This is a genomic window from Acinetobacter sp. AOR34_HL (assembly GCF_027854795.1).
GTDB classification, from domain to species: Bacteria; Pseudomonadota; Gammaproteobacteria; order Pseudomonadales; family Moraxellaceae; genus Acinetobacter; species Acinetobacter junii.
This window is the reverse complement of record NZ_JAKTID010000041.1, coordinates 13,900-37,175: the sequence shown is the minus strand read 5'-3', so window position 1 is coordinate 37,175 and position 23,276 is coordinate 13,900. Positions and strand designations below refer to the sequence as shown.

Here is a 23,276-nt window from a genome sequence, read left to right as displayed (position 1 = left end):
GCTTTTCCTGCTGGGATTCGAGATTGGATTGAATGTCTCTTAAGCTTTGCCGACAAGAAAGTTGGGACATCAATATGGCAACAAACTGATCCCAGCGGGTGGCTGATCTTAATTTTTGCCCAGAGTGGTGCAGTTTAGCCAGACGTTCAAAATCTTGTCTTAGAATGGGTTTGAGTAATTGATGAAATACGGTATTCTGATGTGACAAAACCTGAGTCCTTTATAGTTAAAGTGTTTGTTTGCACTCATATTTTAACTATTTAGACTCAGGTTTTTTTATTTAAAGCAAACTATGGGACAGTAGTGGGTTTTAATCCCTCCTTTTTTAGATTATTTTACAGACAATGCCTGACCTTCAAATTTCACACCATCCCAGCCATTTTGCATAAACTGACGAATATTTTGGTGATCTGTTCCTTCAGGTGTTGCGAGCACAGATGCATAATGTTCCGCAAATAAACTTAAAGTATCTGCTTGGTTTAAACCTTCTAATTGAGCAAAACTAAAGACTTTTGCACTTCCTTGGTTCTCAGTTGCAGCATTAAATTGAGCGCCATTTTGAAAAGCCGTAGGTGTGTGTTGATAACGTGCTTCAATAAAGGCAATAACATCAGCAAATTTTGCAGAACCATCTTTCAGTTGTGCCAATAAGGTTTGAGCCATTTTAAAATTCCATGTGTATAAAATGAATGTGAGCATCATACCATCGAATCAAGAAAGTTGATGTTTGATGCTGTGGAAACTAGACCGAATAGGGCAAGCTGTTTATGCTGTAAAAGATAAATCAAATGTATAAATAATAATGAATCGACATCATTTTAAAGTACCTAAACACAAGCCTTTCCTCCGTTATTTTAGCTTGCTGCTTAGCTGTCAATTTATCTTGACTGTGCGTCGCTTTTTCATGCGTCTATTACCTTTTATACGATTTGAAAGTCAGGTCAGTCATATTGTGTATTTATCATGGTTAGTTGATATCGAGCAGGTTCGAGAACGCTATCCTGAGCTGGTTCATTTGTGGGAAAGGCAGGGCAAAACAGTTTTTACCATTCTCAGTTACCAACATCATCATTTTGGCTTTCGTTTTCTTGGTCCATTTCGACGTTGGATGCCTTCTCCCCGACAAAGTAACTGGCGTTTTTATCTCAATGATACGGCACCTAAAACAGTCATTTTTGAACAGGTTTTGATTGACCATGCTTTGTATGTTGTTGGTGGTCGTCTCGCAAGCGATGTAATGCCTGCCCAATATGCTGCAAAGTTCGAGCATGAATTTGATTCTAAACAGCAGGCTATTCAGACGGAGGTTTATGTAGATCAAGATTATTCTTTTAAGAGCCATGTCGGTATACGACAGGAAAAAAATTTACCTGCAACATGGCAGAATTTATTTGATTCATGGGCGGATGCTGTGCATTTTCTAGTTGATCAAGATCATGCATGGGCAGAGTGGGTTGATCAACCCCAACGAATGTCGCAAGGTGATATTCAAATGCCAGTCTGCTTCGAGCAAATTCAAGCCGCAGAAGTGCTTGCTCTAAGCCCCCCTGAACTGCTAAAGCAGTTCCAAATAGACGCTGATGCAGATGTTTTTGCTTTTGTAATTCCTGCTCTAGATTTTCACGTCTTGAATGAAAAAATATTAAATTGAACATCAGGTTGTGGATAACTGAAGCGTTATACACAGGAAAAAACATAAGTTGAGTTGTTCAAAATCTATGTTATTTTAGGATGAAGGAGATGGCATTCCTCCTTTTACAAACCGCCAAACTGGCTAATGATGCCTACGTTGTCCTGTACAGCGAACGTAGGTTTATGCGCGCTCTGTTTATCTTCTGGAGTCCGCAGATGGCAAAAGTACTCGCTATGTTTAATGCATTACTGTCTCCAAATCTGAGTTTGGAGTAAATCATGTACTATCCACTTATCTCAATTGCATTAGGATCAATCTTAGGTGCTTGGCTACGTTGGTTGATTGGTTTAAAGCTCAATCCTATTTTTCCAGCGATTCCATTGGGTACGGTCACCGTAAATTTTATTGGTGGTTTTATTATTGGATTTGCAATTTCATATTTTTCACAAAGCGCACTTAGTCCAAATTATAAGTTATTTGTGATCACAGGTTTTTGTGGCGCATTAACGACTTTTTCAACCTTTTCGGCAGAGATCATTACATTATTGCAACAAGGTAAGCTCAGCTATGCAGTTGCTGCGATTGTTATTCACGTGATTGGTTCACTCGTCTTTACTTTGATTGGTATGAGCTTGCATCAGTGGTTGAGTGCTGCATAGTTCGGGAGAGAACTTATGAATGGATTTTTAATTACCTTTTATGCTGAACGCAGTCGAATGTACCAAGGTCAACCGATTGTTGAATGGTTATTGTCCGTTGCCCAACAAATGAAGTTGGGAGGTGCAACAGTCATAAATGCAACACATGGCATGGATCATCGCGGGCAAATTCATTCTGCAGGATTTTTTGAGTTGGCTGATCAGCCTGTACAAATTCAATTCGCCGTGAATGATGAACAGGCTACAGCGTTGTTTGAATTTCTTGAGGATAAAGCGATTTCTCTATTTTATGTCAAGCAGGCTGTTGAATATGGTGTGATTGGACAATCATCACTGCGAGATGGATGACAAATTTTTGACATAAAAAAAGAAGTCTAAGTGGAGGAGATATAACCTTAGACTTCGAATGCTTCTAATGTACAGCGTCAAACTTAAAATAAGATTAAGCTTTACGACTAAAACGACCAAATCGTTTATTGAAGCTCGCAACACGACCTTCGTTGCTTGCTTGACGTACTTCGCCTGTATAAAACGGATGTGATGCGCTTGAAATATCTAGCGTCACATAAGGGTAAACTTGACCTTGATATTCTTTAGTCTGTTTGGTTTGGATCGTGCTACCAATCAAGAAGTAAGCATCGGCATTGGTATCGTGAAATAGTACTTGTTGGTAAGCAGGGTGAATATCTTTGCGCATTTTTAAGACTCCTAAAATTATATAGAAATGTTATAACATAACAATACATGAAGTCAATTTTGAGTATTTCAAGTTTTGCTTTGAAATGACATATAGATTTTCGTCTTGCGATTAAGTAAGGGGCACTAAGTTTTAAGAAATTTAACTAGGCACGAGTTCTTCAAATAAATCGTTCAGATTGTCATGCACTTTGAGATGAATGAGATTCCAGTAATGTCCAGATACCGTACGATTCACCATCAATGTATCAGGAGAGGGTTTAAATACATCCCAATATTTTAAAGATTTTTTCACTAGGCGCATGCCATCGTGATGTGAAGAGTTTTCTGCAAAATCATAATGTGTACTGAGCGGACGTAATAAAATTTCAATCCATTGACTATAAAGTTCGTCAGGGAACTTTTCTTTTTCAGCCAATGCCTTTAATTCGACTAATAAGTCTTCAACTTGAGCAATATTCTCTTGTCGAGCAGCATTGACGAGAGATTTAAAATGTTGAACGATTTCAGGTGATAAGGTTTTTACACTGCCATAATCGTAAATAATTACGCTACCATCTTCTCTAAATGCAAAGTTACCTGGGTGTGGATCGCAATGAAATCGTCTTAAAAAGAAAATTTCTTGTCCGAGCGCACGTACGATTCGACGACCAATTTGATTGCGTGTTTCGACAGACCACGTACTCGCCGTTTCAATTGATTCACCTTTTTCATAACTGAGTGTGAGTACACGGCGAGATGAATAGTCTTTATAGACGGTAGGTATAATCACTTGTTGATCGAGTTTTTCATGAAAGGTTTTAAATACTTCTAGGTTCTGAGCTTCAATTTCATAGTTCAATTCAGCTGATAGACTGTCTTGGATTTCTTTAAAAAGTTGATCTTGAAGTTTTTTATCAATTTTTAATACGCCCATTAAACGTAAAGCAAGGCGAACCTGTTTTAAATCGCTTTCACAAGCTTGATCGACACCAGGATATTGTACTTTGACTACCACTGCTTGCCCATTCGGCAAAATAGCACGATGCACTTGACCGATGGATGCTGCTGCAAATGGTTCGGTTTCGAAAGAGCTAAAAATTTGGTTTAAGGGTTTGCCTAACTCTTTTTCGACTTGCTGCTGGATCGCAGCAAAAGGCATGGCAGGGGCTTGGCGTTGTAACTTAGCAATCGCTTTGGCGACTTCTGGTGGAAAAATATCTTTGTATTGAGAGGCAATCTGTCCGACCTTCATTACAGCACCTTTCATTTCTCCAAGTGTATCAGCGATTTGAATTCCGATATCTTGGAAAAGTTGGCTACGTGCTGCATTTTTTTGTTCTTCATCGGCAGTGAGATTTCGAATAGAGTTAGCCACGCTTTTGCTTGCAATACTTGCGGTCATGCCTGCCAGTTTTAAAAAGCGTTTACCGGAAGAACTCGCATGCTTTGCCATATTCGTTAGACCTCAATTGTTTTATCTCAAAGGAGTATCTTGATCATAGGGTACAAAACTTAAATTGCCTATAAGAAAATGTTAAGTGATGTAAGTCATTATTTATGAGTAGGTCGATAATAAATGGAAAGCTCAGTTGTTAGAGCTTTCTATACCATGAATACGTTAGAAACGAATATTCTTTATAGTGTTTTCTCTAAGCGTTGATTGTTTAAATACAAACGACAAATCAATAATACACAAGCAATCGTTAAGCCAATAATTAAACCTAACCAAACACCTGCAACACCCCAAATCGTATAACGAGCTAAATACAAACCGATTGGGAAAGCAATCACCCAGTATGCCATCAGTGTAATCCACATCGGGGCTTGAGTGTCTTGCATACCACGTAGGCAGCCTGCAGCGCTTACTTGCCATGCATCCATTAATTGGTATGCCATTGCAAACCATAGCAGATACATCGCCATGGGGATCACATCTATATCATTGGTATAGATTGCAACGATATATGGTCGAGCAGAGGCAATCAGAAGCATCGTGCACAATGCAAAGAATGTCGCACTCATCAATCCTACTTTCTGTGCTTGGCGCATAGCTTGCCAATTCTTTTCCCCATAATACATCCCGACCCGAATTGTTAAGGCAATCGCTAAGGATAAAGGAATCATAAATAACTGAGATGTGACTGAAATTGCAATTTGATGTGCTGCAATCGCATTTTCTCCCAGTGGTCCTAATACCAACGCACCTGTGCTAAAAATACTGACCTCAAAGAAAACCGCTAAGCCAATTGGAAAGCCAAGTTTTAAAATTCGTTTAACCCAAGTTGGGTCTATGTTTTCCCATTGCGTAAAAATAGGAGCTTGTTTATATGCACTTGCTTTAGAAATGTATATTGCAAGTGTAATGAACATTAACCATTGTAGAATCGCTGTCGCAAAGCCACATCCAGCACTGCCTAAAGCTGGTATTGGCCCAAAGCCATACATGAAAATGAAGTTCAGTGGAATCAGTACTAAGAGTGCCAATAAACTGATTACTGTGACTGGGCGAGGATGTCCAAGCGCTTCTGAATAGCTACGTAAAGCTGCATACATCATTACAGCAGGCATACCAAAACCAATCGCATGTAGGAATAGGCTGGCTTTCGGGAGGAGATGTACTGGTACGCCAAAGTAAGGCAACAAAAGTGGCATACATTGCAAAATAAACATTGCAACGACACCTAGAATCAGTGCTACCCATAACGATTGACGTGCGATAGTTGGAATTTTTTCAGGTGTTTTAGCACCACGTGCTTCAGCGACGAGTGGTGTGGTCGCAATCATAATCCCAGCAAACAACAGCATGATAGGAATCCACAGACCCACACCCACAGCAATTGCAGCAAGATCGCCAGCAGAAAGATGACCTGCCATAATTGTATCAATCAAGCCTAATCCAGCTTGGGCAAACTGAGTGATTAGTATTGGTAGCATCAAGTGAAACAGTTGTTTTAATTCATAGCGCTTGCTGGTTGCTTGTAACACAAAAAATACTCTTATTTATTAAAAACGGAAGAAACGTTAGCGCTGTAAAGTGAGTAAAACGCCAATAAAAATAATGATACCACCGAGTAAACGCTGCCAGTTGATAGGTGCTTTATCTGTACCTAACCAGCCAAAATGATCGAGCAGCATTGAAATAGCGATCTGACCAAAAATAACTAATCCTGAAAATGTGAGAAAACCTAATTTTGGAGCAGTATAAATACTCATGCTAATCGCATAAACACCGAGAAATCCACCAATCCATAAATACCATGGAATGCTTGAAAGTTCATGTAAATTTGGTTTAGATGCATCCTGAAAATAGACGAGTGCCGCTAAAACAGCAGTACCGATGAGAAACGAAAGAAATGCTGCTTGAAGGGGAGAGCTTAAATGTTCTCTCAATTGTGAATTTATTGCAGTTTGAAATGCCATTGCAATTCCTACTCCAAAGGCTAAAGGCAGAAAGAGTAGCAATTGGCTAGAAATTTTCATCATCATCTCAATGTAATTGTTCTTCGTTATCTCAGTCTAACTGAATACTTACAGGATGATAAGCCGTGTCTATAGAAGCAGCAACAGACTCTTTAAGAGTCATGTTAAAATAGCGATGTTCTGTCATTGAGCTTCTACTTTGAGTCTGTTAAATCCAATTAATATCCCACTTTCCTTGTATATCCATATGCCTTGGTGTGTGCGTAAGTGTCCTTACTGTGACTTCAATTCACACGCTGTGCCTGATGGTCAACTCTCAATGGATTTGGAACAGCAGTATTTAACAGCATTGGTCGCTGACTTTGAAACACAAGTTGAAATGGCGCAGGGAAGATTAATTCATAGCGTATTTATTGGTGGTGGAACACCATCGTTGATTTCCGCTCAAGGCTATCAGTGGCTTTTTGACCAGCTTAAAGCACGTTTAAGTTTCTCAGATGATTGTGAGATTACCTTAGAAGCAAACCCTGGAACGGTAGAGCATGATTCTTTTGCGGATTATCTTTCTGTTGGGATCAATCGCCTGTCGATTGGTGTGCAAAGCTTTGATACAGAGCACTTACAACGCTTAGGTCGTATCCATTCCGCGCACAATGCTATGGATGCAATACAGCAGGCTCGTCAAGCAGGCTTTGAGCGCGTCAATGTAGATCTTATGCATGGTTTACCCTCGCAAACTATCGAGCAAGCTCTAACAGATCTTAAGTTGGCTGTAGAGCATGGTGCAACGCACATCAGTTGGTATCAACTTACGATTGAGCCGAATACGGTTTTCTTTCGAACGCAACCTGCTTTACCGCAAGATGAGATTTTGGAGCAGATTCAAGAACTGGGTGAAGCATATTTAATTGCGAATGGTTTTATTAATTACGAGGTGTCAGCATGGAGAAAAGAAAAGCCATCTGCCCATAATTTGAATTACTGGCAATTTGGGGATTATTTGGCGATTGGTGCTGGTGCACATGGCAAGGTCACAAGACCGGATGGAGTATACCGTTTCCAAAAAACGCGTTTACCAAAAGATTATCTTGCTAAAGTTCCTGCCGAACATCTACAAATGAAACGTATCGGGGCTGATGAGCTACCTTTTGAGTTTATGATGAATGCTTTACGTTTGAATGAAGGTGTTGCTGCTGAGCTTTATCAGCAAAGAACTGGTTTAGATTTAAATCACCTGCAAACACCATTGAGTAAATTACGTCAGAAAAAATTATTGCTTGATGATACAAGTAAAATTGCTTGTACTGAGCAGGGGCATATTTTTTTAAATTCAGTCTTAGAATCATTCTTATAAGAACAAAAACTCCCTTTAACGAGCATTGCTAAAGGGAGCACAAATATTAAAAATTAAAGTTAATGTTGTTTACATCCATCGTTGAAATCGTAACAGGCGCATTTTGAGTCGTTGCTTTTACTGTATCGGTCGCACTGATAGTGTATTGTCCATTTACGGTATTATCAGGAGTTAATACGATTGGCAATGTACCTGTGTATGGACCTAAATAAGGTGCACCTGTACTTAAGGATAAGCTATAGGCACCAGTGTCTAAAGTCGCATTGATGGTATTTACTGTATAAGTCGTACCACCACTAGTTTGTTTTGCATTGACTTTAATTAAGTCGCTGCTTGGAGTCGCTGTTCCACTAACACGATAGTGTGTTGTTACATTTGTATTAATCGGTAATGCTTGAGTAGAAATGGTGGTGGTTTGTTCAGCGGTGACTGGAACTGATTTAATCACTGCAGTTGCATATCCAGGAGCGGTTATAACAATGTCATAGTTGCCATTAGTTTTACTTTGGACAAGTGGCATTAATTTAAAGTCACCTGTCGCTGGTACAGGAGTACCTTTAATGATTTCACCATTTTGCTGTGCATAAACGGTTGCACCTGCTTGAGCAAGGCTTGGGCTGACGAAGCCACTGATGGTTCCACTCACAACTTGTGGTGTTGCTGTGACAACTGGTTTCAGGTTGTATGAACCATTTCCACGTTTCACAATAGATTGGCATGCATCAAAATCTAAAACAAGGTCAACTAGTGTGTCTGGCTTTACATCAAATGATCCCACGACTTTATAGCCACTCTGAGCCGCGCTCGGTGTCGTCAATGCTAGCTCGGTACCTCCTGTAGGAACAACAGAGTTAGCCCATTTTGATCCTTGATTTTGATCCAGAACTAAACGGATTTGTGTATAGCGCCCAGCTGGAAGAGGGGTCTGTCCTAAAGTTGTGAGAGTACCATTGGTCAGTGTAAGTAAATCTATTTTTTTAGGATTAGCTAGTTTTACTGAATACCAGCCTGCATCGCTATCTTTTGCTGTACTACTGCTATGTACTTTTACCTCTTTGACAGTGACATAGACGTTATCCATTCCACAAGCAGGGTTATCGGTTAGGCTGACATTGAGCGTGCCTGTATTGTTTGAATTATTATCAGCGCTGCTTCCACCACCACATGCAACTAAGCCTAAAGAAGTTATAGCAACCAAGCTAATCAATTGAATATTCTTCATGAATAGGTCCTTTCATCCGAGAATAGTATGTAAAATTGTTTTCGGAATATAAAAGATTTTGTCAAAATACTATGTTGTATAATTATAAATATTTGTTTTTATTGACTAAATTGGTGTGAGCTGGTTTCTGTTTTATACATAAAGATAGTTGTAGATCATGATTAGATATCATTTTAGATGAAGTAATCACAAATCCTAACTTCACAGATATTAACGTCATGAATAGGCATAAAAAAACCTCATCATATGATGAGGTTTTTTAGAATTTGGTGGGTCGTCCGCGACTCGAACGCGGGACCAACGGATTAAAAGTCCGCTGCTCTACCAACTGAGCTAACGACCCTGAGTGAGGGTAAGTAAAATAACCTTTACTTAGACCTTAGAGAAAATCTATGATTTTTCTAAGTTAAACCTCTTACAGGCGTTTGTAAAATACATTTTACAAACTATCAAAACATTAAGTGGTGGGTCGTCCGCGACTCGAACGCGGGACCAACGGATTAAAAGTCCGCTGCTCTACCAACTGAGCTAACGACCCTAAGCAAGTGATTAAACATGCTTCGCAAGTAAAACTAATCAGTTCTAAGTGCGTCTTCGTTTTGATGTTGCGTATTCTAGCAACTTATTCAGCTAACACAAGAGGAAATTTAAAAACATCTGCATGATTGTTTATAAAAAGCACGATTTCCTCTTGTTTAGCTAAAAAATAAACTAGAAACGGTATTGATATGCCTGAATATTCTCAAAGATTTCAGCATTTACATCACAGTAGCTCGTTGCGCCTGGTAATAAAACCAACAAGCGTTCATCTGTTTTGCTTGGGTCAAATGCATCTTCTTTCAGCTTATTCTTTTGATACTTAAAGGTACCTGTTGTTTCAACTTTGGCTTGTACGCGTAAGAACACCGGAATCGCATAAGCTGGTAAGCATTTCTTGAATACACTGACCATTTCTGTAAGGTCATTATCATTCAGTTCAGCGCCATCGGTTAAAGTGATAGCAGCCATACCTGCACGACCATTGGTGTTTGGAATTTCTACACCATAAACAACAGCTTCAGCGATCTTTTCGTATTCAGAAACCATGTTTTCAACTTCAGTCGTTGAAACGTTCTCACCTTTCCAACGGAAAGTATCACCCAAACGATCTACAAACTGTGCATGACGGAAGCCAATATCACGTACTAAATCACCTGTGTTGAAATACGAATCACCTTTAGTAAAAACATCTTTCAAGATAACTGATTTGTTTTTCTCAGGATCAGTATAACCATCGAAAGGTGAACGGCTAGTAATCTTACCTACGAGTAAGCCGACTTGCCCTGTTTTGACTTTCTTGCAATAACCCTTGCTGTCACGTACTAGTTCGTTTTTCTCTTTGTCATATTCAACAATTGCATATGGTGTTGGAGAAAAACCAACTGTATTGTCAAAGTTGAAAATATTGCTGAAGCCAACGTTACCTTCACTTGATGCATAAAGCTCAAGGACTTCTTGAACACCAAAGCGCTCTTTGAATTTGCCCCAAATATTTGGTCTCATACCATTACCAATCATTTTGGTAACACGGTGAGCACGGTCAAGTTCTGTAACTGGTGCATCCATGAGGTAACGACATAATTCACCGACATAACCGATCGCTGACGCATTAAATTTCTGAACATCTTTCCAGAATGCACTCGTCGAGTATTTTCGACGTACAGCTAAAGTTGCGCTACCAGCAATCACACCACACCAGCACACAACGACGCCTGTTGCATGATAGAGCGGTAAAGTGACATACATTACGTCATCTTTACCTAAATTTAGAATATGACCGTATGTACCATAAGCAAGTGTCCAACGGCTATGCGTGAAGATTACTGCTTTAGGCAAGCCTGTCGTGCCAGATGTATAGATATAGAATAATCCATCTTTACCTGTCACAGTGTGTGTGGTTGATGGATTGAATTTAGGGAATTGATCAATTTGTTGAGCAAGATTGACATAGCCTTTAGGTGCTACACCGGCATTTTGACGAGTTTCTTGATCTGCAAACCAATGGAAACGATCTTGAGCAACAGTTAAATTTTGACGAATTTCATCTATCGCAGCTCGTACTTCTTCGCCAGCAATCACCGCGATAGGATTAACTAAGTTAATACTGTGTGCTAGAACTTTGCCGACCTGTGATGTATTTACAAGTGCAATCGTTACGCCAATTTTAGCTAAAGCAACAATAGTGGCAATCAATTCAGGGCGGTTTTCGACCATCACTGCAATTACATCACCTTTTTTTGCCCCAATCGACAAGTAGTAATGCGCAATTTGGTTTGCCCATTCGTTCAAAGCACTGTAGCTATAACGTTGATCTTCAAATAACAGGGCGATTCCTTGCGGATTACGCTTAACTGCTTTTTCAAAGGCAATTCCTAAGCCTGCTGGGGAAGTAGGCGTCCGCAAATAAGCCTGTTTAAGACCATTGAGGATATGAGGTACTTTTGTGATGAAGTTGGGAAGGCGAGTTGCGACATCACTAAGGGTAATAATATCGGTCTGTGTAGTTTGGCTCATATCAATCCTGTTTATTTTTCGATCAATCCAAAAAATGGCTATCTGTTGGAACACAACCATTAAGATCATTGTTGTTAATGCTGTTTTTTAATGGGAAGTTCCTAGAGCAATCAACCTAATCTGACAAAATAACAAAAAAGCCTAGTCATCGAAATGACTAGGCTTGTGCTTATTGTGTGCAATTTAGCAAATTATTAATTGCCTGCAGTTGCTTTTTTCGGTGGACGACCACGAGGGCGACGAGGGCGACTAGATTTATCTTTCTCTAGTTTCGCAGCTTCATCTTCCGCTTCAGTCTCATCACCTTCAACAACAGTCTCTACTTTTTCTTCGGCTACAGCGACTTCAACGGTTTCTGTTTCAGTTGCTTCTTGTTGAAGAACAGTGGTTTGTGCTTCTTCAATTACTTCTGCAGCAGTTTCTTGAGCATCCTGCACTTCTGTTGCCGTTGTGAGCTCGAGAGGTTGTTGCTCAGGAATTGCATCAACTGGCTCTGAAGTAGAAGTTGCTGGTTCAGCTTCTTTCGCTACAACTGGCGTCTCTGCGGTAGTTGCTGGTTGAGCTACTGAAGCGTTCGCTGCAATATGTGCTTCTTTCGCTTGTTCCGCAGCAAGTTTGGCAAGGCGACGGCGTTCACGAGGGTCATTTGCAACGCGAGTCACAGGAGCTTCAGGTGGTGTTAACGGTAACACTGGTGCAGGTTCTGCTTCCTGAGTTGGCTTCTGTGAAGGAAGAACAGCATCACGTGTAACAGGACGCTTTTCTTCAACCACAACAGTTTCTACTGCAATACTACTTGCGTATTGTTCAGCGAACTTTTGTAATGCACGGTTGAACGTTGTGACTAAACCAAATTGTTCAATCAAAATTGTGCAATCTTCACCATAGATATGGCGAATCAGACCACCAATAGTATATTGCCCTAAGGTTGGTATCTGCGAGGGCGCAATTTTAGGTGCTGGCTTTTGATTAGTATGCCCGCCACCTTGATGCGAACGGCGACGTGAACGAGGATCGTTACTTGCACGTTTTACAGGCGCTACTTGAGTTGATGGCTCAACAACAGCAGTTTCTTCAACTTCTGGCTGTGCCGCTTTTGTTGGCTCAACTGTTTCTGCTATCGCAATTACAGCTTTTACAGACTCAGTGTGAGGCACATCTAACGGTGCTTTTTCTGCATTAATTGCAACGATTTCACTTTGACCTTGATCAATATTTACGATCAATGCCGTGTTCATCGCTTCCGCACGTGGTGCATCAACAACGTCCACTTTTACTTGTTGTGGATTAACTGCCGCTTCAGCTGTGACTACTGGAGTTTCATTTAAAACACTTTGGTCACGATGACGGTTTGGTCGGTTCGGACGTTGTTGGTTATTGCGATCACGACGTGGCAAAGGCGCAGACTCATTCACTGCAGTCTCTTGATGTTGCTGCTGAGCTTCTTGAGGTTGATGACGCTTTTGCTGGCGTTTTTGATCACGTTGTTCTTGACGTTGTTCATGACGTGAAACTTGAGTCACTTCTTCATGCACTTGATTTTGTGGTTCATGTGCATGTGAGTGTTGCTCACGTTGTTCTTTATGTTTGCGCTTCTTCTGGTTTTGATTAGGACGATGAGATTTTTCGTCTTTTTCAAATGTTTCACGTGCTTCTTGTTTTGCTGGTGCTTGTGAAATATAAGCGTTATTGCTTGCAGGGGCAGGTGTTTCTACAGCTGCAGGAGCAGGGATATTCACTTGTCCAAACTGACCACGACTTACTGCGCCGTTATTGATCATTTGCTCAATCGCAGCAGCAGCATTTTGTGCAGAACGAGATTGATCAGTAGTTTGAGCTTGTTTTTGAACAAATAAGTTCTCTAACCAAGCACAAGGACTTGCTGATTTCTGTACAGTGGCTTGAGCTGGTTTTGCTTGCGCAGCTTGAGCTTGATGGGCTTTCTTTTGTGGTGCTGTTGCATTTTGTGTAGGAGCAGCTGGATGGCTGTGATCTGCTTCTTCTAAATGCCAATCAGAAGACTCATAACCAAGTTCTTTTTCACTTGAACGAGTTGCTTCAGTACGTTCATAGCTAGATGGAGCAAAGCCATCTGGATTGAACTGGATTTGATAATGTGGTGTTTCCAAGTGCGGGTGAGGCAACACAGTGACACGTACATTTGAAGTTTGTTCAAGATAAACCAGGCTGTGACGCTTTTCATTCAATAAGAACGCAGCGATTTCAACAGGTACTTCAACTTGAACTTCACCTTGGCGTTCACGTAAAGCAATTTCTTCAACTTTACGCATAATCGAAAGTGACAGTGAACGTAAGTCACGAACCATTCCTGTGCCATGACAGCGTGGGCACACATAACCTGTCGCTTCTTCTAAAGAAGGACGTAAGCGCTGACGGCTCATTTCCATCAGACCAAAACGTGAAAGTTGACCGAACTGGATACGTGCACGATCGCTTTGTGTCGCTTCACGTAATTTCGCTTCAACCATACGTTGGTTGCGATCTTTGGTCATGTCGATGAAATCGATCACAACTAAACCGCCAATATCACGTAAGCGAAGTTGACGCGCAATTTCTTCAGCTGCTTCTAAATTGGTATTTAATGCAGTTTCTTCAACATCGTGACCACGCGTTGATTTCGCTGAGTTAATATCAATTGAAACTAAAGCTTCAGTTTGATCAATCACAATTGAACCACCTGAAGGAAGTTTTACTTCGCGTTCATAAGCAGTTTGGATTTGACTTTCAATCCCGAAGTGAGCAAATAAAGGCTCATTCAAGGTATAAGTTTTTAACTTATCAAGCTGACGTGGCATTACTGCTTTAACAAAGTTATACGCTTCGTTATATGCCTGCTCGCTATCAATCAAGATTTCTGCAACGTCATCACGTAAGTAATCACGAATAGCACGCGTCACTACCCCCGCTTCTTGGTGAACAAGCATTGGTGATGGGCCTGAACTTGCAGAGCTTTGAATTTGAGCCCAAAGATCCAACAAATGTTGTAAATCCAGTTGAAGTTCTTCTTGGGTGCGACCGATACCTGCGGTACGAACAATCACGCTCATGCCACGAGGTACATTTAGAGAAGATAAAATTTCTTTTAGCTCTTCACGCACAGAACCTGAAATTTGACGGCTGATACCACCACCTTTCGGGTTGTTTGGCATAAGAACTAAATAACGACCTGCAAGAGAAATAAAGGTAGAGAGGGCAGCACCTTTGTTGCCACGCTCTTCTTTCTCAACTTGAACGAGTAGTTCAGTACCTTCAGTGATTAGTTCACGAATGTTAGAAGTTTGACGAGGATCTGCTTTGAAATACGAGTTTGCAATTTCTCGCATTGAAAGGAAACCTTGACGCTGAGCGCCATACTCGACGAAAACCGCTTCTAAAGATGGTTCAACGCGAGTGACGTGACCTTTGTAGATGTTTGATTTTTTTTGTTCACGAGTACGGTTTTCTAAATCGAAATCGTAAAGGCGATTACCAGTGATAAGTGCAACGCGAACTTCTTCGGCGTGGGTTGCATTAATCAACATACGTTTCATGGGTGTGACACCTAATAGTGATGCACACAAACAACAAGCTCAATACTTTTGAGCAAACATCAAATTGACGCGATCAAGACTCAGAGGCTACTTTTATTTGCGAAGCTCTGAAACCACTGACTGTAAATTTCCAGTTTGGGCTTTGATACGGTTGTTTCGATGTTGGCAATACTGCTTCTATCTTTGGTCTGTTGATATTTCATCTCTGTCTTGCATCTGAGAAATATGGTAAGACCCCGACATAATCAAAGTTTCCTGTACGCTTCACTGGCGGGTGAGCGGTGCATTGGATGGTGACTTTCACTGTCATTAAGCATTGAAGTCGATCCATCTGGAAGTCTTGATACGGAATGATCATCGTATCACTGCTTAGCAGTTCCAATGCATCAACGCTTTAGCCTGAATGCGACATCAGGGAGCAAATTGTCTGATGTGGATCAGTTTACGTTTAATAACCAACAAATTGCTGGCGACATATTTTTTCTGAGCAAACTGCATGTGCTGATGCACAATTAAACGCAACAGTTTGTCATTTTGCCGATATAATAAGCCTTCGGCGTCGGCATAATTCTTTAGGACCTATCCGAGTTGTTGGTGAAGATCTCATCGATTTAAAATTTTATCTAAATAAAATTTCTGATTTGATGCTCACTTACGGTGGTATCCGTGCGCTGAATATATCAAACCTTGCGGCATCTGCCTATGGGCTAAGTTTAGGTTTCTTGTGAAATAACTTAGCTAAATGATCATTTTTTAATCGTATTTAGCAAATCTTGGATGAATCGAACGTATGAATTCTACACAACAATGGCAAAGTGTCACTTGGTTTGACGTGGATGAGCATCAAGAAGGGCAGCGAATCGATAATTTTTTATTTACCCGATTAAAAGGTGTTCCTAAAAGTCGAATCTATCGTTTGATTCGTGAAGGACAGGTTCGTGTCAACAAAAAAAGAATAAAAGCAGAAACACGACTGAGTATTGGTGACCAAATTCGAGTTGCGCCGATTCGTTATGAACAAAAAGATGAAACCGATGCACCTGTGAGTGATGGTGTAGCGCAAAGTTTACTCGGTCGAGTGGTTTACGAAGATGAAGGCTTATTAGTGGTGAATAAACCATCTGGTATTGCCGTTCATGGTGGTAGCGGGGTTGCATATGGCTTGATTGAAGCCATGCGTGCTGCGACAGGCAAAAAATATTTAGAATTAATTCATCGTATTGACCGTGATACCTCCGGTCTAGTGATGATTAGTAAGAAGCGAAGTACCCTCAAGTTACTTCAGGACTTATTGCGTGAGCATAAGATTAAAAAGACCTATACAGCAATCGTTAAAGGGCAAGTGAGTTTGGATCAGCAATTGATTGATGCGCCTTTGCTTCGTTATGAACTTGCGAATGGTGAGCGACGTGTCCGTGTCACTAAAGAAGGTAAACCTAGCAAGACGGAATGGAAGGTGATTGAGCGATTTAAAGCCGCAACATTAGTCCACGCTTCACCATTGTCAGGTCGTACACATCAAATTCGTGTACATGGTCTAAGTATCGGGCATCCTTTGATTGGGGATGATAAGTATGGTCACAATACAGCTTATACAGGTCCTGAAGCACGCCGTTTATGCTTGCATGCAATGCGCTTAGATATTCCGAACTACCCAACCATCGAAGCACCAATGCCTGAAGATATGCAACAGGTGATTAATGAGTTGAGAAAGCAAAAATGAGTCAGAATGTTGAATTAGTCATTTTTGATTGGGATGGGACGTTGTTTGACTCGGTTGGGCAAATCGTGGCAAGTCTGCAATACGCAGCACAGCAGTTTGAACAACCGCTTACCGATGATGCTGCAAAAAGTATTATTGGTTTAGGCTTACCTGAAGTCATGCAAATTTTATTTCCACAGGTACCGCATTTACAGCAAGATATTTTGCAATGCTATGCAGATCATTATGTTGCCAACTCTAAAGGTGATGCTTGGTTTGCGGGTGTTGCTGAACTTTTAGAAGAGTTAAAACAACAAGGTTTAAAACTTGCTGTGGCGACAGGTAAAAGTCGTAAAGGTTTAGATCGAGTTTTGAGCCAAACCAATAGCCATCACATTTTTGATATTACCCGCGCAGCTAGTGAAACTAAGTCAAAACCAGATCCGCTGATGTTGCAAGAAATACTAACGGAAATGGATGTGGATGCTGAATCTGCAATTATGGTAGGTGATACCAGTTATGATCTTGAGATGGCTCAAAATATTGGTATGCCTCGAATTGGGGTGAGTTATGGAGTGCATACTGTTGAAACATTAGTGCAGTATCAACCTTTGACGATTGCAAATGATGTGGCGGAGTTGCATCAGTATTTGCGCAATCACTTAGCTGAGTTTGCTTTAACTGAAAGTTAAACAACAAAAATCATTTGAGACGACATAGATAGGGATTGATCAATCCCTATCTTCAATAATAAAAATAGGGAAAGTATGAGTCGTTCCATTCGTTTACTTCATTTATTACAACTGCTTAGAGAATACCGTTATCCTGTTACTGCACAGGCGCTAGCCGAACGTCTTGAGGTTAGCCAACGCACTTTATATCGAGATATTGAAACACTACGTGAGCAAGGCGTCAGTATTGATGCTTCGGCAGGACTGGGATTTCAGCTAAAAGAAGATTTTCTTTTGCCGCCAATAACTTTAAATGAAACTGAAATTGAAGCAATTTTTCTTGCGTTGAATTGGTTAAAAGACATTCCTGATCAAGCACTGAAAGCGGCATCAACCTCCGTGTTAGCTAAACTGAATGCAGTTTTACCTCAGCACTGTCAGCATTTGCTAGAGCAGACGACCTTAAGGTCGATTAATTCATGGTTGCCTGTCGATGAAATGCTCGTTGAGCAAGTGCGTTTAGCGATTCGCCAACAAGTAAAAATCCTCGTGGATTATGCAGATGAGCAACAACGAATAAGTACAAGAATGCTTTGGCCTTTTGCTTTAGGATATTTTAATGATCGTATTGTGTTAGCAGCATGGTGTGAGTTACGCGAAGGATTTAGACACTTTCGTATCGATAGAATACGTGAGTTAAGTTTGACCCAAGTTCATTATCCACAATTCAAACAGCAATTATTTCAACAATGGTGGGTTCAAGAAGTGTGTGAATCGACTACTGACAAAAACTGACAATCAAAGCGATTAAATTTAAATAAAACCAATAAACAAGGAAATACAAAAATGGCACTTAAACTTTATACCAATAGTTTTTCACGCGGTGTGGTCGTGGATTGGCTACTACTAGAACTCGGAATTGAATGTGAGCGTATTGAGGTTGCATTTAAAACTGAAATGAAAACACCAGAATATTTGCAGATGAATCCTTTTGGTAAAGTACCTGTTCTGGTTGATGGTGACATTGTTATTTATGAATTGGGTGCAATATGTGCTTATTTAGCTGATAAATTTATCGATAAAGGACTAGCACCTGCACTCAACGATCCAAAACGAGGTTTATATTATCGTTGGTTGTTCTTTATCTCAGGACCATGGGAAGCGGCAGCGACAGATCGAATGTTGGGTATAAATGAGGTTACATCTGAGCAGAAATCTTCGATTGGTTATGGTGACTACCAAGATGCTTATCATGCTTTTGTGGTTGGATTGAATGAAGCAGCTCCTTTTTTATGTGGAGAACAATTCACTGCTGCTGATGTGTTAGTTGCAGCAATGTTATTTTGGCAGTTGAAAATGGGTGAAGTACAGTCGCATCCTACGATTGAGCGATATTTACAGAGTGTTAGTCAGCGCCCAAGTTATCAGAAGTTTGCTGAATTCTTTAGTAATGCTTAAGCCCAAACATCAAAAAAGCCGACAACTCGGCTTTTTTTATTTTTTCAGCTTGCATAAAGTGCAAATTGATCAAGTGCAAAAACTTGTCGAATCTCTTCCAAAAATTGTTCGGTCGCTTGATTGGGGGGATTTTTATTAAACGCCATAAATACATCCAAACTGGGCAATGGCTTGGCTAAGGGTTTTACAATGACTTGATCAGTCGCTAGGGCTTCCATATAGGATGGCAGAATTGCACAGCTCACACCTGAGTTTACCGCTTGAATGCAATCTACTATATGATTGGTTTCATGGATGGTTTTGAACTGAATTTTATTAAATTCAATATATTGCAAAATCGTTTTCGATAAAGGCTGTGACAGCTTATTAGAGAGGATGGTTAACTCTAACTCTTTTAATTGCTCAAGTTTAATTTCTTCAAATTTAGCAAAAGGATGTTGTTTCGGGAGCATAAATACAAGAGGCTCTTTCAAAACTAACTGACTGGCAAAAGTATCATTTTGAAAATCTTGATTAATAAAAATAATGTCTAAATCACCTTTTTTTAATTCAGTGATTTGGTCAGTTTCTTTTAGATTGAGTGAACAAATTTGTAGTTTTGGAATTTTCACGCGTAAACGTGGCAAAATATAAGGAAAAATACGGATTTCTGCTGAAGGAACGAATCCAATTCTAAGACATTGAACTTTTGCAGCAGCAACTTGTCGCGCCATTGTCACTGCTTTATCTGCTTGAGTGATCGTTAAACGTGCCTGCTCTAGAAAAACGTAACCTTCATCTGTCAATTCTACTTTTCGTTTGGTTCTATGAAATAATTGAACACCAATATCATCCTCTAAGTCTTTGATTTGTTGACTTAAAGAGGGCTGTGCTGTATGAAGCTTAATTGCTGCTTTACTAAAACTTAGCTCTTCGGCAACGGTGATGAAGTAACGTAAATGTCGTAATTCCATAAGACGAATCCAAGTGTGCCTTATTCTAGTTTTAGAAAGATTGATAATGGGTGAAACTGGCGTAAGACTATATCATAGCTGTTTTTATGACCGATGTGCTCAGTTTTGAGATAGAAAAAATGTATTAAAAACCTAAAATTGTGACTTAATTTGATCATGATAAAAAATTGAACCTTTATATAAATTTATGTTGACTCATTAGGTGAAAATCAGCATAACTAAATGGGTTCTACGAGGACTAAAATGCATGAATTGAAATGCATTCAAACTTCTCAAAATTGATACATTCACGTGAGATGGAAAACGTTAAAGTAGAAAACTATTTATCTGATGAATAGATCACCATCGCTGCTTGAGATGATTAAATTCCACTATAGAAGAAGTACATGAAAGATAAGCCGACATTAACTTACCAATTGCCGACCCAATCTTGCTTGAGCCATACTTTTGGGAAACCACCATTTCCTCATGAGGCTTCTGACCATTGTGGTTTTGATCGTTTTTATAATATTGAAAAACGTGATCCACCATTTGATCGAACACGTTTGTTTAAATGGCTTGCAACACGGAAGTCATATACGTGGAACGTTGATCGATATCACGAGCAAAATCTACGAAATCAGATGCTTGAGTTGCCTCAGAATCGACCACATGCTGATTTAAATGACTGGAAAATTTGGTTCGTAGGGCATGCAACGGTATTGATCCAAATCGGTCGTTACAATTTCCTGACGGATCCTGTTTGGTGTGAGTATGTGAGTCCTCAGCAGGGGCGTGGTCCGCAACGTGTTTGCCCTGCAGGTATTGCTTTGGAACACTTGCCTTGGATTCATGGTGTGTTGTTAAGTCATAACCATTATGACCATATGGATTTAGCCAGTTTAGAATGGTTGCATCAAAAATTTACGATGCCGATCTATACTGGGCTTGGTAATGGATATTATTTGCCTAAACACTTTCATGTTATTGAGATGGATTGGTGGCAAGAGATTCCGTTTCATGATGAATTAAAAATTGCTTATACACCTGCACAGCATGCCTCTGGTCGTGGCGTGCGTGATCAAAATCGGGCCTTATGGGGTGGCTTTTCATTATTGGCAAAAACAGGACATTGTTTCTTTGCTGGTGATACGGGATATTCCCCACATTTTAAAAAGATTCATGAGCGTTATGGCGATGCCCGTGTAGCGCTATTACCAATAGGGGCTTATGAGCCACGAAAGTTAATGCGATATGTGCATATGAATCCACAAGATGCTTTTCACGCGCATTTAGATTTGCATGCGCATCGTTCATTGGCCATTCATTTTCGAACTTTCCAACTTACTGATGAAGATCGCAATGCTCCTGAACATGAGTTACAACAAGCAATGAAATCTTCATCTAAATTAGTCAATCCATTTTATTGTATTCGTGAAGGGCACTTTATTCGGGCCTAGCTTGCTGTAGTGTCCTGATAAAGCATAAGGCAATGACGGAAAGGCTGACAAGCCCAACATTCATCATCACAGGATTAAACGCTTATTCATGTCATGGCTTGACTAAATTGTCGCCTAATTTAATCTAAAAAGCCATCCGAAGATGGCTTTTTAGAAGGTTCTCAGGAATTAAATAAAGCTTGGTAAATGACGAGCAGGGTCAGTTTCACGGGCAGCTTGCGCATCAGCAACAGTCATACCAAGTGCTTTTGCAACACCTTCGCCATAAGCAGGGTGGCAAGCATAGCAGTTTCGGATATGACGATACTTGATAAAGTCCAACGCATCACCCATCGCGCGTGCTGTATTGCCAAATAAGGCATCTTGCTGTTCAGGTGTCATTAACTCGAACAAGGCACGAGGTTGACTGAAGTAGTCATTATCATCTTCACGATAATCCCAGAAGTCTGCATCGCCATTGATTTTCAATGGTGGTTCTTTGTATTGCGGCTGTTCTTGCCATTGACCGAAGCTGTTAGGTTCATAATGTGGTAAACCACCATAGTTGGCATCAATGCGACCTTGACCATCACGGTGATTACTGTGAACAGGGCAGCGAGCAGCATTCACTGGAATTTGTTGATAGTTCACGCCTAAACGGTAACGTTGCGCATCCGCATAGTTAAATAGGCGTGCTTGCAACATACGGTCAGGTGAAACGCTAATACCTGGTACTAAGTTACTTGGTGCAAAAGCAGATTGTTCAACATCTAGGAAGAAGTTTTCAGAGTTGCGATTGAGTTCAAACTCACCAACTTCAATCAGTGGATAGTCGCCATGAGGCCAAACTTTAGTTAAATCGAATGGATGATATGGAACTTTCTCAGCATCTTGTTCTGGCATGATTTGTACGAAAAGCGTCCATTTTGGATAGTCTTGACGTTCGATGGCATCGAATAAATCACGTTGATGGCTTTCACGGTCTTGACCCACCAATTCACCAGCTTCTGCATCAGTTAGGTTTTTAATTCCTTGTTGCGTTCTAAAGTGGAATTTCACCCAGAAACGTTCATTGGCTGCATTAATGAAGCTATAGGTATGACTACTAAAACCATGCATATGTCGGTAGCTAGCAGGGATACCGCGATCTGACATTACAATCGTGACTTGATGCAGGGCTTCTGGCAATAAAGTCCAGAAATCCCAATTATTGGTAGCACTACGTAGATTGGTTTTTGGGTCGCGTTTTACTGCTTTGTTGAGATCTGGGAATTTGCGTGGATCACGTAAGAAGAATACAGGGGTATTATTACCTACCATATCCCAGTTACCTTCTTCAGTATAAAATTTTAAGGCAAAACCACGAATATCTCGTTCAGCATCCGCTGCGCCACGTTCACCTGCAACCGTGGTAAAACGAGCAAACATTTCTGTTTTTTTGCCGATTTCGCTAAAGATTTTAGCGCGAGTATATTGAGTAATATCATGGGTAACTGTAAATGTACCGAATGCACCAGAACCTTTAGCGTGCATACGACGTTCAGGAATCACTTCACGGACAAAGTTGGCAAGTTTTTCATTTAGCCATAAATCTTGGGCTAATAAAGGACCCCGAGCACCTGCTGTCATACTATTTTGATTATCCACCACGGGTGCACCAAAATCAGTGGTTAAGTGGCTATAAGGACATTTTTTATCGTCTTGGCTCATGTTCTATCTCCATCAAGATGACCTGTGAGCTGGGTCATCTGAACTGTTTGACCGTTCAAAGATATGAATGTTTAACCGTATCGGCTACAAAATGGGTATCAAAAATGAAGATGCCTAAATTGATTTGTAATGATGTGGTTTACATCCGTTGTATTTTTACTCTAGATTGATGAAAGTTTTTTTTCCAATGGATTAAAGTTGATGTCATAAATGCTTTATCCGATTGAAGCTGTTTAAATCTTAAATGTGGCAATGAGAATTGTTGAGCAATAAATTGTTAAAATTTGAAAAAGT

At 40.3% G+C, this 23,276-nt stretch carries 20 protein-coding genes, 2 tRNA genes and 1 riboswitch; of the genes, 9 read left to right on the top strand and 13 right to left on the bottom strand.

Annotated features, from left to right (window positions below; genetic code table 11):
- Nucleotides 1–208: DUF4372 domain-containing protein (locus MKL32_RS06745; RefSeq protein ID WP_136695017.1), on the bottom strand; the 208-nt coding region annotated here is incomplete at its 3' end.
- Between the two features lie 122 nt (nucleotides 209–330).
- Complete coding sequence (locus tag MKL32_RS06740; protein WP_004958735.1) at nucleotides 331–663, bottom strand: HopJ type III effector protein; 333 nt, start codon at nucleotides 661–663, stop codon at nucleotides 331–333.
- 139 nt (nucleotides 664–802) lie between these two features.
- Here MKL32_RS06740 and MKL32_RS06735 point away from each other — a divergent pair, with 139 nt between their 5' ends.
- The 3 genes from MKL32_RS06735 (at nucleotide 803) to MKL32_RS06725 (ending at nucleotide 2,640) form a co-directional block, all read left to right on the top strand.
- Nucleotides 803–1,651: a DUF2071 domain-containing protein gene (locus MKL32_RS06735; protein WP_270900330.1), complete on the top strand. Its 849-nt coding sequence runs from the start codon at nucleotides 803–805 to the stop codon at nucleotides 1,649–1,651.
- Between the two features lie 76 nt (nucleotides 1,652–1,727).
- Nucleotides 1,728–1,794, top strand: a riboswitch (Fluoride riboswitch).
- A gap of 117 nt (nucleotides 1,795–1,911) precedes the next feature.
- Nucleotides 1,912–2,292, top strand: a complete 381-nt coding sequence (gene crcB / locus MKL32_RS06730) for a fluoride efflux transporter CrcB (RefSeq protein ID WP_270900329.1) — start codon at nucleotides 1,912–1,914, stop codon at nucleotides 2,290–2,292.
- Nucleotides 2,293–2,307: 15 nt separating this feature from the next.
- Nucleotides 2,308–2,640: a DUF190 domain-containing protein gene (locus MKL32_RS06725; protein WP_004916672.1), complete on the top strand. Its 333-nt coding sequence runs from the start codon at nucleotides 2,308–2,310 to the stop codon at nucleotides 2,638–2,640.
- A 94-nt stretch (nucleotides 2,641–2,734) separates the two neighbouring features.
- On the opposite strand, the gene MKL32_RS06720 is transcribed toward MKL32_RS06725, so the two are convergent.
- The 4 genes from MKL32_RS06720 to MKL32_RS06705 all read right to left on the bottom strand — a co-directional run bounded on the left by MKL32_RS06720 (nucleotide 2,735) and on the right by MKL32_RS06705 (nucleotide 6,453).
- Nucleotides 2,735–2,989, bottom strand: coding sequence for a type B 50S ribosomal protein L31 (locus tag MKL32_RS06720; protein ID WP_004916670.1), 255 nt, complete (start codon nucleotides 2,987–2,989; stop codon nucleotides 2,735–2,737).
- Between the two features lie 141 nt (nucleotides 2,990–3,130).
- Nucleotides 3,131–4,423 carry an ABC1 kinase family protein gene (locus tag MKL32_RS06715; RefSeq protein ID WP_004957620.1) on the bottom strand — a complete coding sequence of 431 codons (1,293 nt, stop codon included), beginning with the start codon at nucleotides 4,421–4,423 and terminating at the stop codon, nucleotides 3,131–3,133.
- A 182-nt stretch (nucleotides 4,424–4,605) separates the two neighbouring features.
- Nucleotides 4,606–5,955, bottom strand: coding sequence for an MATE family efflux transporter (locus MKL32_RS06710; protein WP_270900328.1), 1,350 nt, complete (start codon nucleotides 5,953–5,955; stop codon nucleotides 4,606–4,608).
- A gap of 36 nt (nucleotides 5,956–5,991) precedes the next feature.
- Nucleotides 5,992–6,453, bottom strand: a complete 462-nt coding sequence (locus MKL32_RS06705; protein ID WP_099949258.1) for a DMT family transporter — start codon at nucleotides 6,451–6,453, stop codon at nucleotides 5,992–5,994.
- A gap of 136 nt (nucleotides 6,454–6,589) precedes the next feature.
- Between MKL32_RS06705 and hemW the strand changes: the two genes are divergently transcribed.
- Entirely contained in the window at nucleotides 6,590–7,744 is a 1,155-nt protein-coding gene (gene hemW / locus MKL32_RS06700) for a radical SAM family heme chaperone HemW (protein ID WP_212388032.1), read from the top strand.
- A 46-nt stretch (nucleotides 7,745–7,790) separates the two neighbouring features.
- Here hemW and MKL32_RS06695 read toward each other — a convergent pair whose 3' ends face one another.
- The 5 genes from MKL32_RS06695 to MKL32_RS06675 all read right to left on the bottom strand — a co-directional run bounded on the left by MKL32_RS06695 (nucleotide 7,791) and on the right by MKL32_RS06675 (nucleotide 15,070).
- Complete coding sequence (locus tag MKL32_RS06695) at nucleotides 7,791–8,966, bottom strand: DUF4382 domain-containing protein (RefSeq protein ID WP_126131659.1); 1,176 nt, start codon at nucleotides 8,964–8,966, stop codon at nucleotides 7,791–7,793.
- A gap of 267 nt (nucleotides 8,967–9,233) precedes the next feature.
- Nucleotides 9,234–9,309: transfer RNA gene (locus tag MKL32_RS06690), tRNA-Lys, on the bottom strand.
- Nucleotides 9,310–9,428: 119 nt separating this feature from the next.
- Nucleotides 9,429–9,504, bottom strand: a tRNA-Lys gene (locus MKL32_RS06685).
- A gap of 173 nt (nucleotides 9,505–9,677) precedes the next feature.
- Nucleotides 9,678–11,519: a long-chain-acyl-CoA synthetase gene (locus MKL32_RS06680; RefSeq protein ID WP_126131658.1), complete on the bottom strand. Its 1,842-nt coding sequence runs from the start codon at nucleotides 11,517–11,519 to the stop codon at nucleotides 9,678–9,680.
- A gap of 194 nt (nucleotides 11,520–11,713) precedes the next feature.
- Nucleotides 11,714–15,070, bottom strand: coding sequence for an Rne/Rng family ribonuclease (locus MKL32_RS06675; protein WP_126131657.1), 3,357 nt, complete (start codon nucleotides 15,068–15,070; stop codon nucleotides 11,714–11,716).
- Between the two features lie 790 nt (nucleotides 15,071–15,860).
- Here MKL32_RS06675 and MKL32_RS06670 point away from each other — a divergent pair.
- The 4 genes from MKL32_RS06670 (at nucleotide 15,861) to MKL32_RS06655 (ending at nucleotide 18,901) form a co-directional block, all read left to right on the top strand.
- Nucleotides 15,861–16,793 carry an RluA family pseudouridine synthase gene (locus tag MKL32_RS06670; RefSeq protein WP_126131655.1) on the top strand — a complete coding sequence of 311 codons (933 nt, stop codon included), beginning with the start codon at nucleotides 15,861–15,863 and terminating at the stop codon, nucleotides 16,791–16,793.
- Nucleotides 16,790–17,464 carry an HAD-IA family hydrolase gene (locus MKL32_RS06665; RefSeq protein ID WP_270900327.1) on the top strand — a complete coding sequence of 225 codons (675 nt, stop codon included), beginning with the start codon at nucleotides 16,790–16,792 and terminating at the stop codon, nucleotides 17,462–17,464. Before MKL32_RS06670 ends, MKL32_RS06665 begins: the two co-directional genes overlap by 4 nt.
- Nucleotides 17,465–17,539: 75 nt before the next feature.
- On the top strand, nucleotides 17,540–18,238 hold the full coding sequence (locus MKL32_RS06660) for a helix-turn-helix transcriptional regulator (protein WP_270900326.1): 699 nt from the start codon (nucleotides 17,540–17,542) through the stop codon (nucleotides 18,236–18,238).
- Between the two features lie 51 nt (nucleotides 18,239–18,289).
- Nucleotides 18,290–18,901: a glutathione S-transferase family protein gene (locus MKL32_RS06655; RefSeq protein WP_270900325.1), complete on the top strand. Its 612-nt coding sequence runs from the start codon at nucleotides 18,290–18,292 to the stop codon at nucleotides 18,899–18,901.
- Nucleotides 18,902–18,945: 44 nt separating this feature from the next.
- Here MKL32_RS06655 and MKL32_RS06650 read toward each other — a convergent pair whose 3' ends face one another.
- On the bottom strand, nucleotides 18,946–19,854 hold the full coding sequence (locus tag MKL32_RS06650; protein ID WP_270900324.1) for a LysR substrate-binding domain-containing protein: 909 nt from the start codon (nucleotides 19,852–19,854) through the stop codon (nucleotides 18,946–18,948).
- Between the two features lie 386 nt (nucleotides 19,855–20,240).
- Here MKL32_RS06650 and MKL32_RS06645 point away from each other — a divergent pair, with 386 nt between their 5' ends.
- Entirely contained in the window at nucleotides 20,241–21,293 is a 1,053-nt protein-coding gene (locus MKL32_RS06645; RefSeq protein WP_270900323.1) for an MBL fold metallo-hydrolase, read from the top strand.
- 168 nt (nucleotides 21,294–21,461) lie between these two features.
- Here MKL32_RS06645 and MKL32_RS06640 read toward each other — a convergent pair whose 3' ends face one another.
- Nucleotides 21,462–22,982 carry a catalase gene (locus MKL32_RS06640; protein WP_004958775.1) on the bottom strand — a complete coding sequence of 507 codons (1,521 nt, stop codon included), beginning with the start codon at nucleotides 22,980–22,982 and terminating at the stop codon, nucleotides 21,462–21,464.
- Nucleotides 22,983–23,276: the final 294 nt, after the last annotated feature.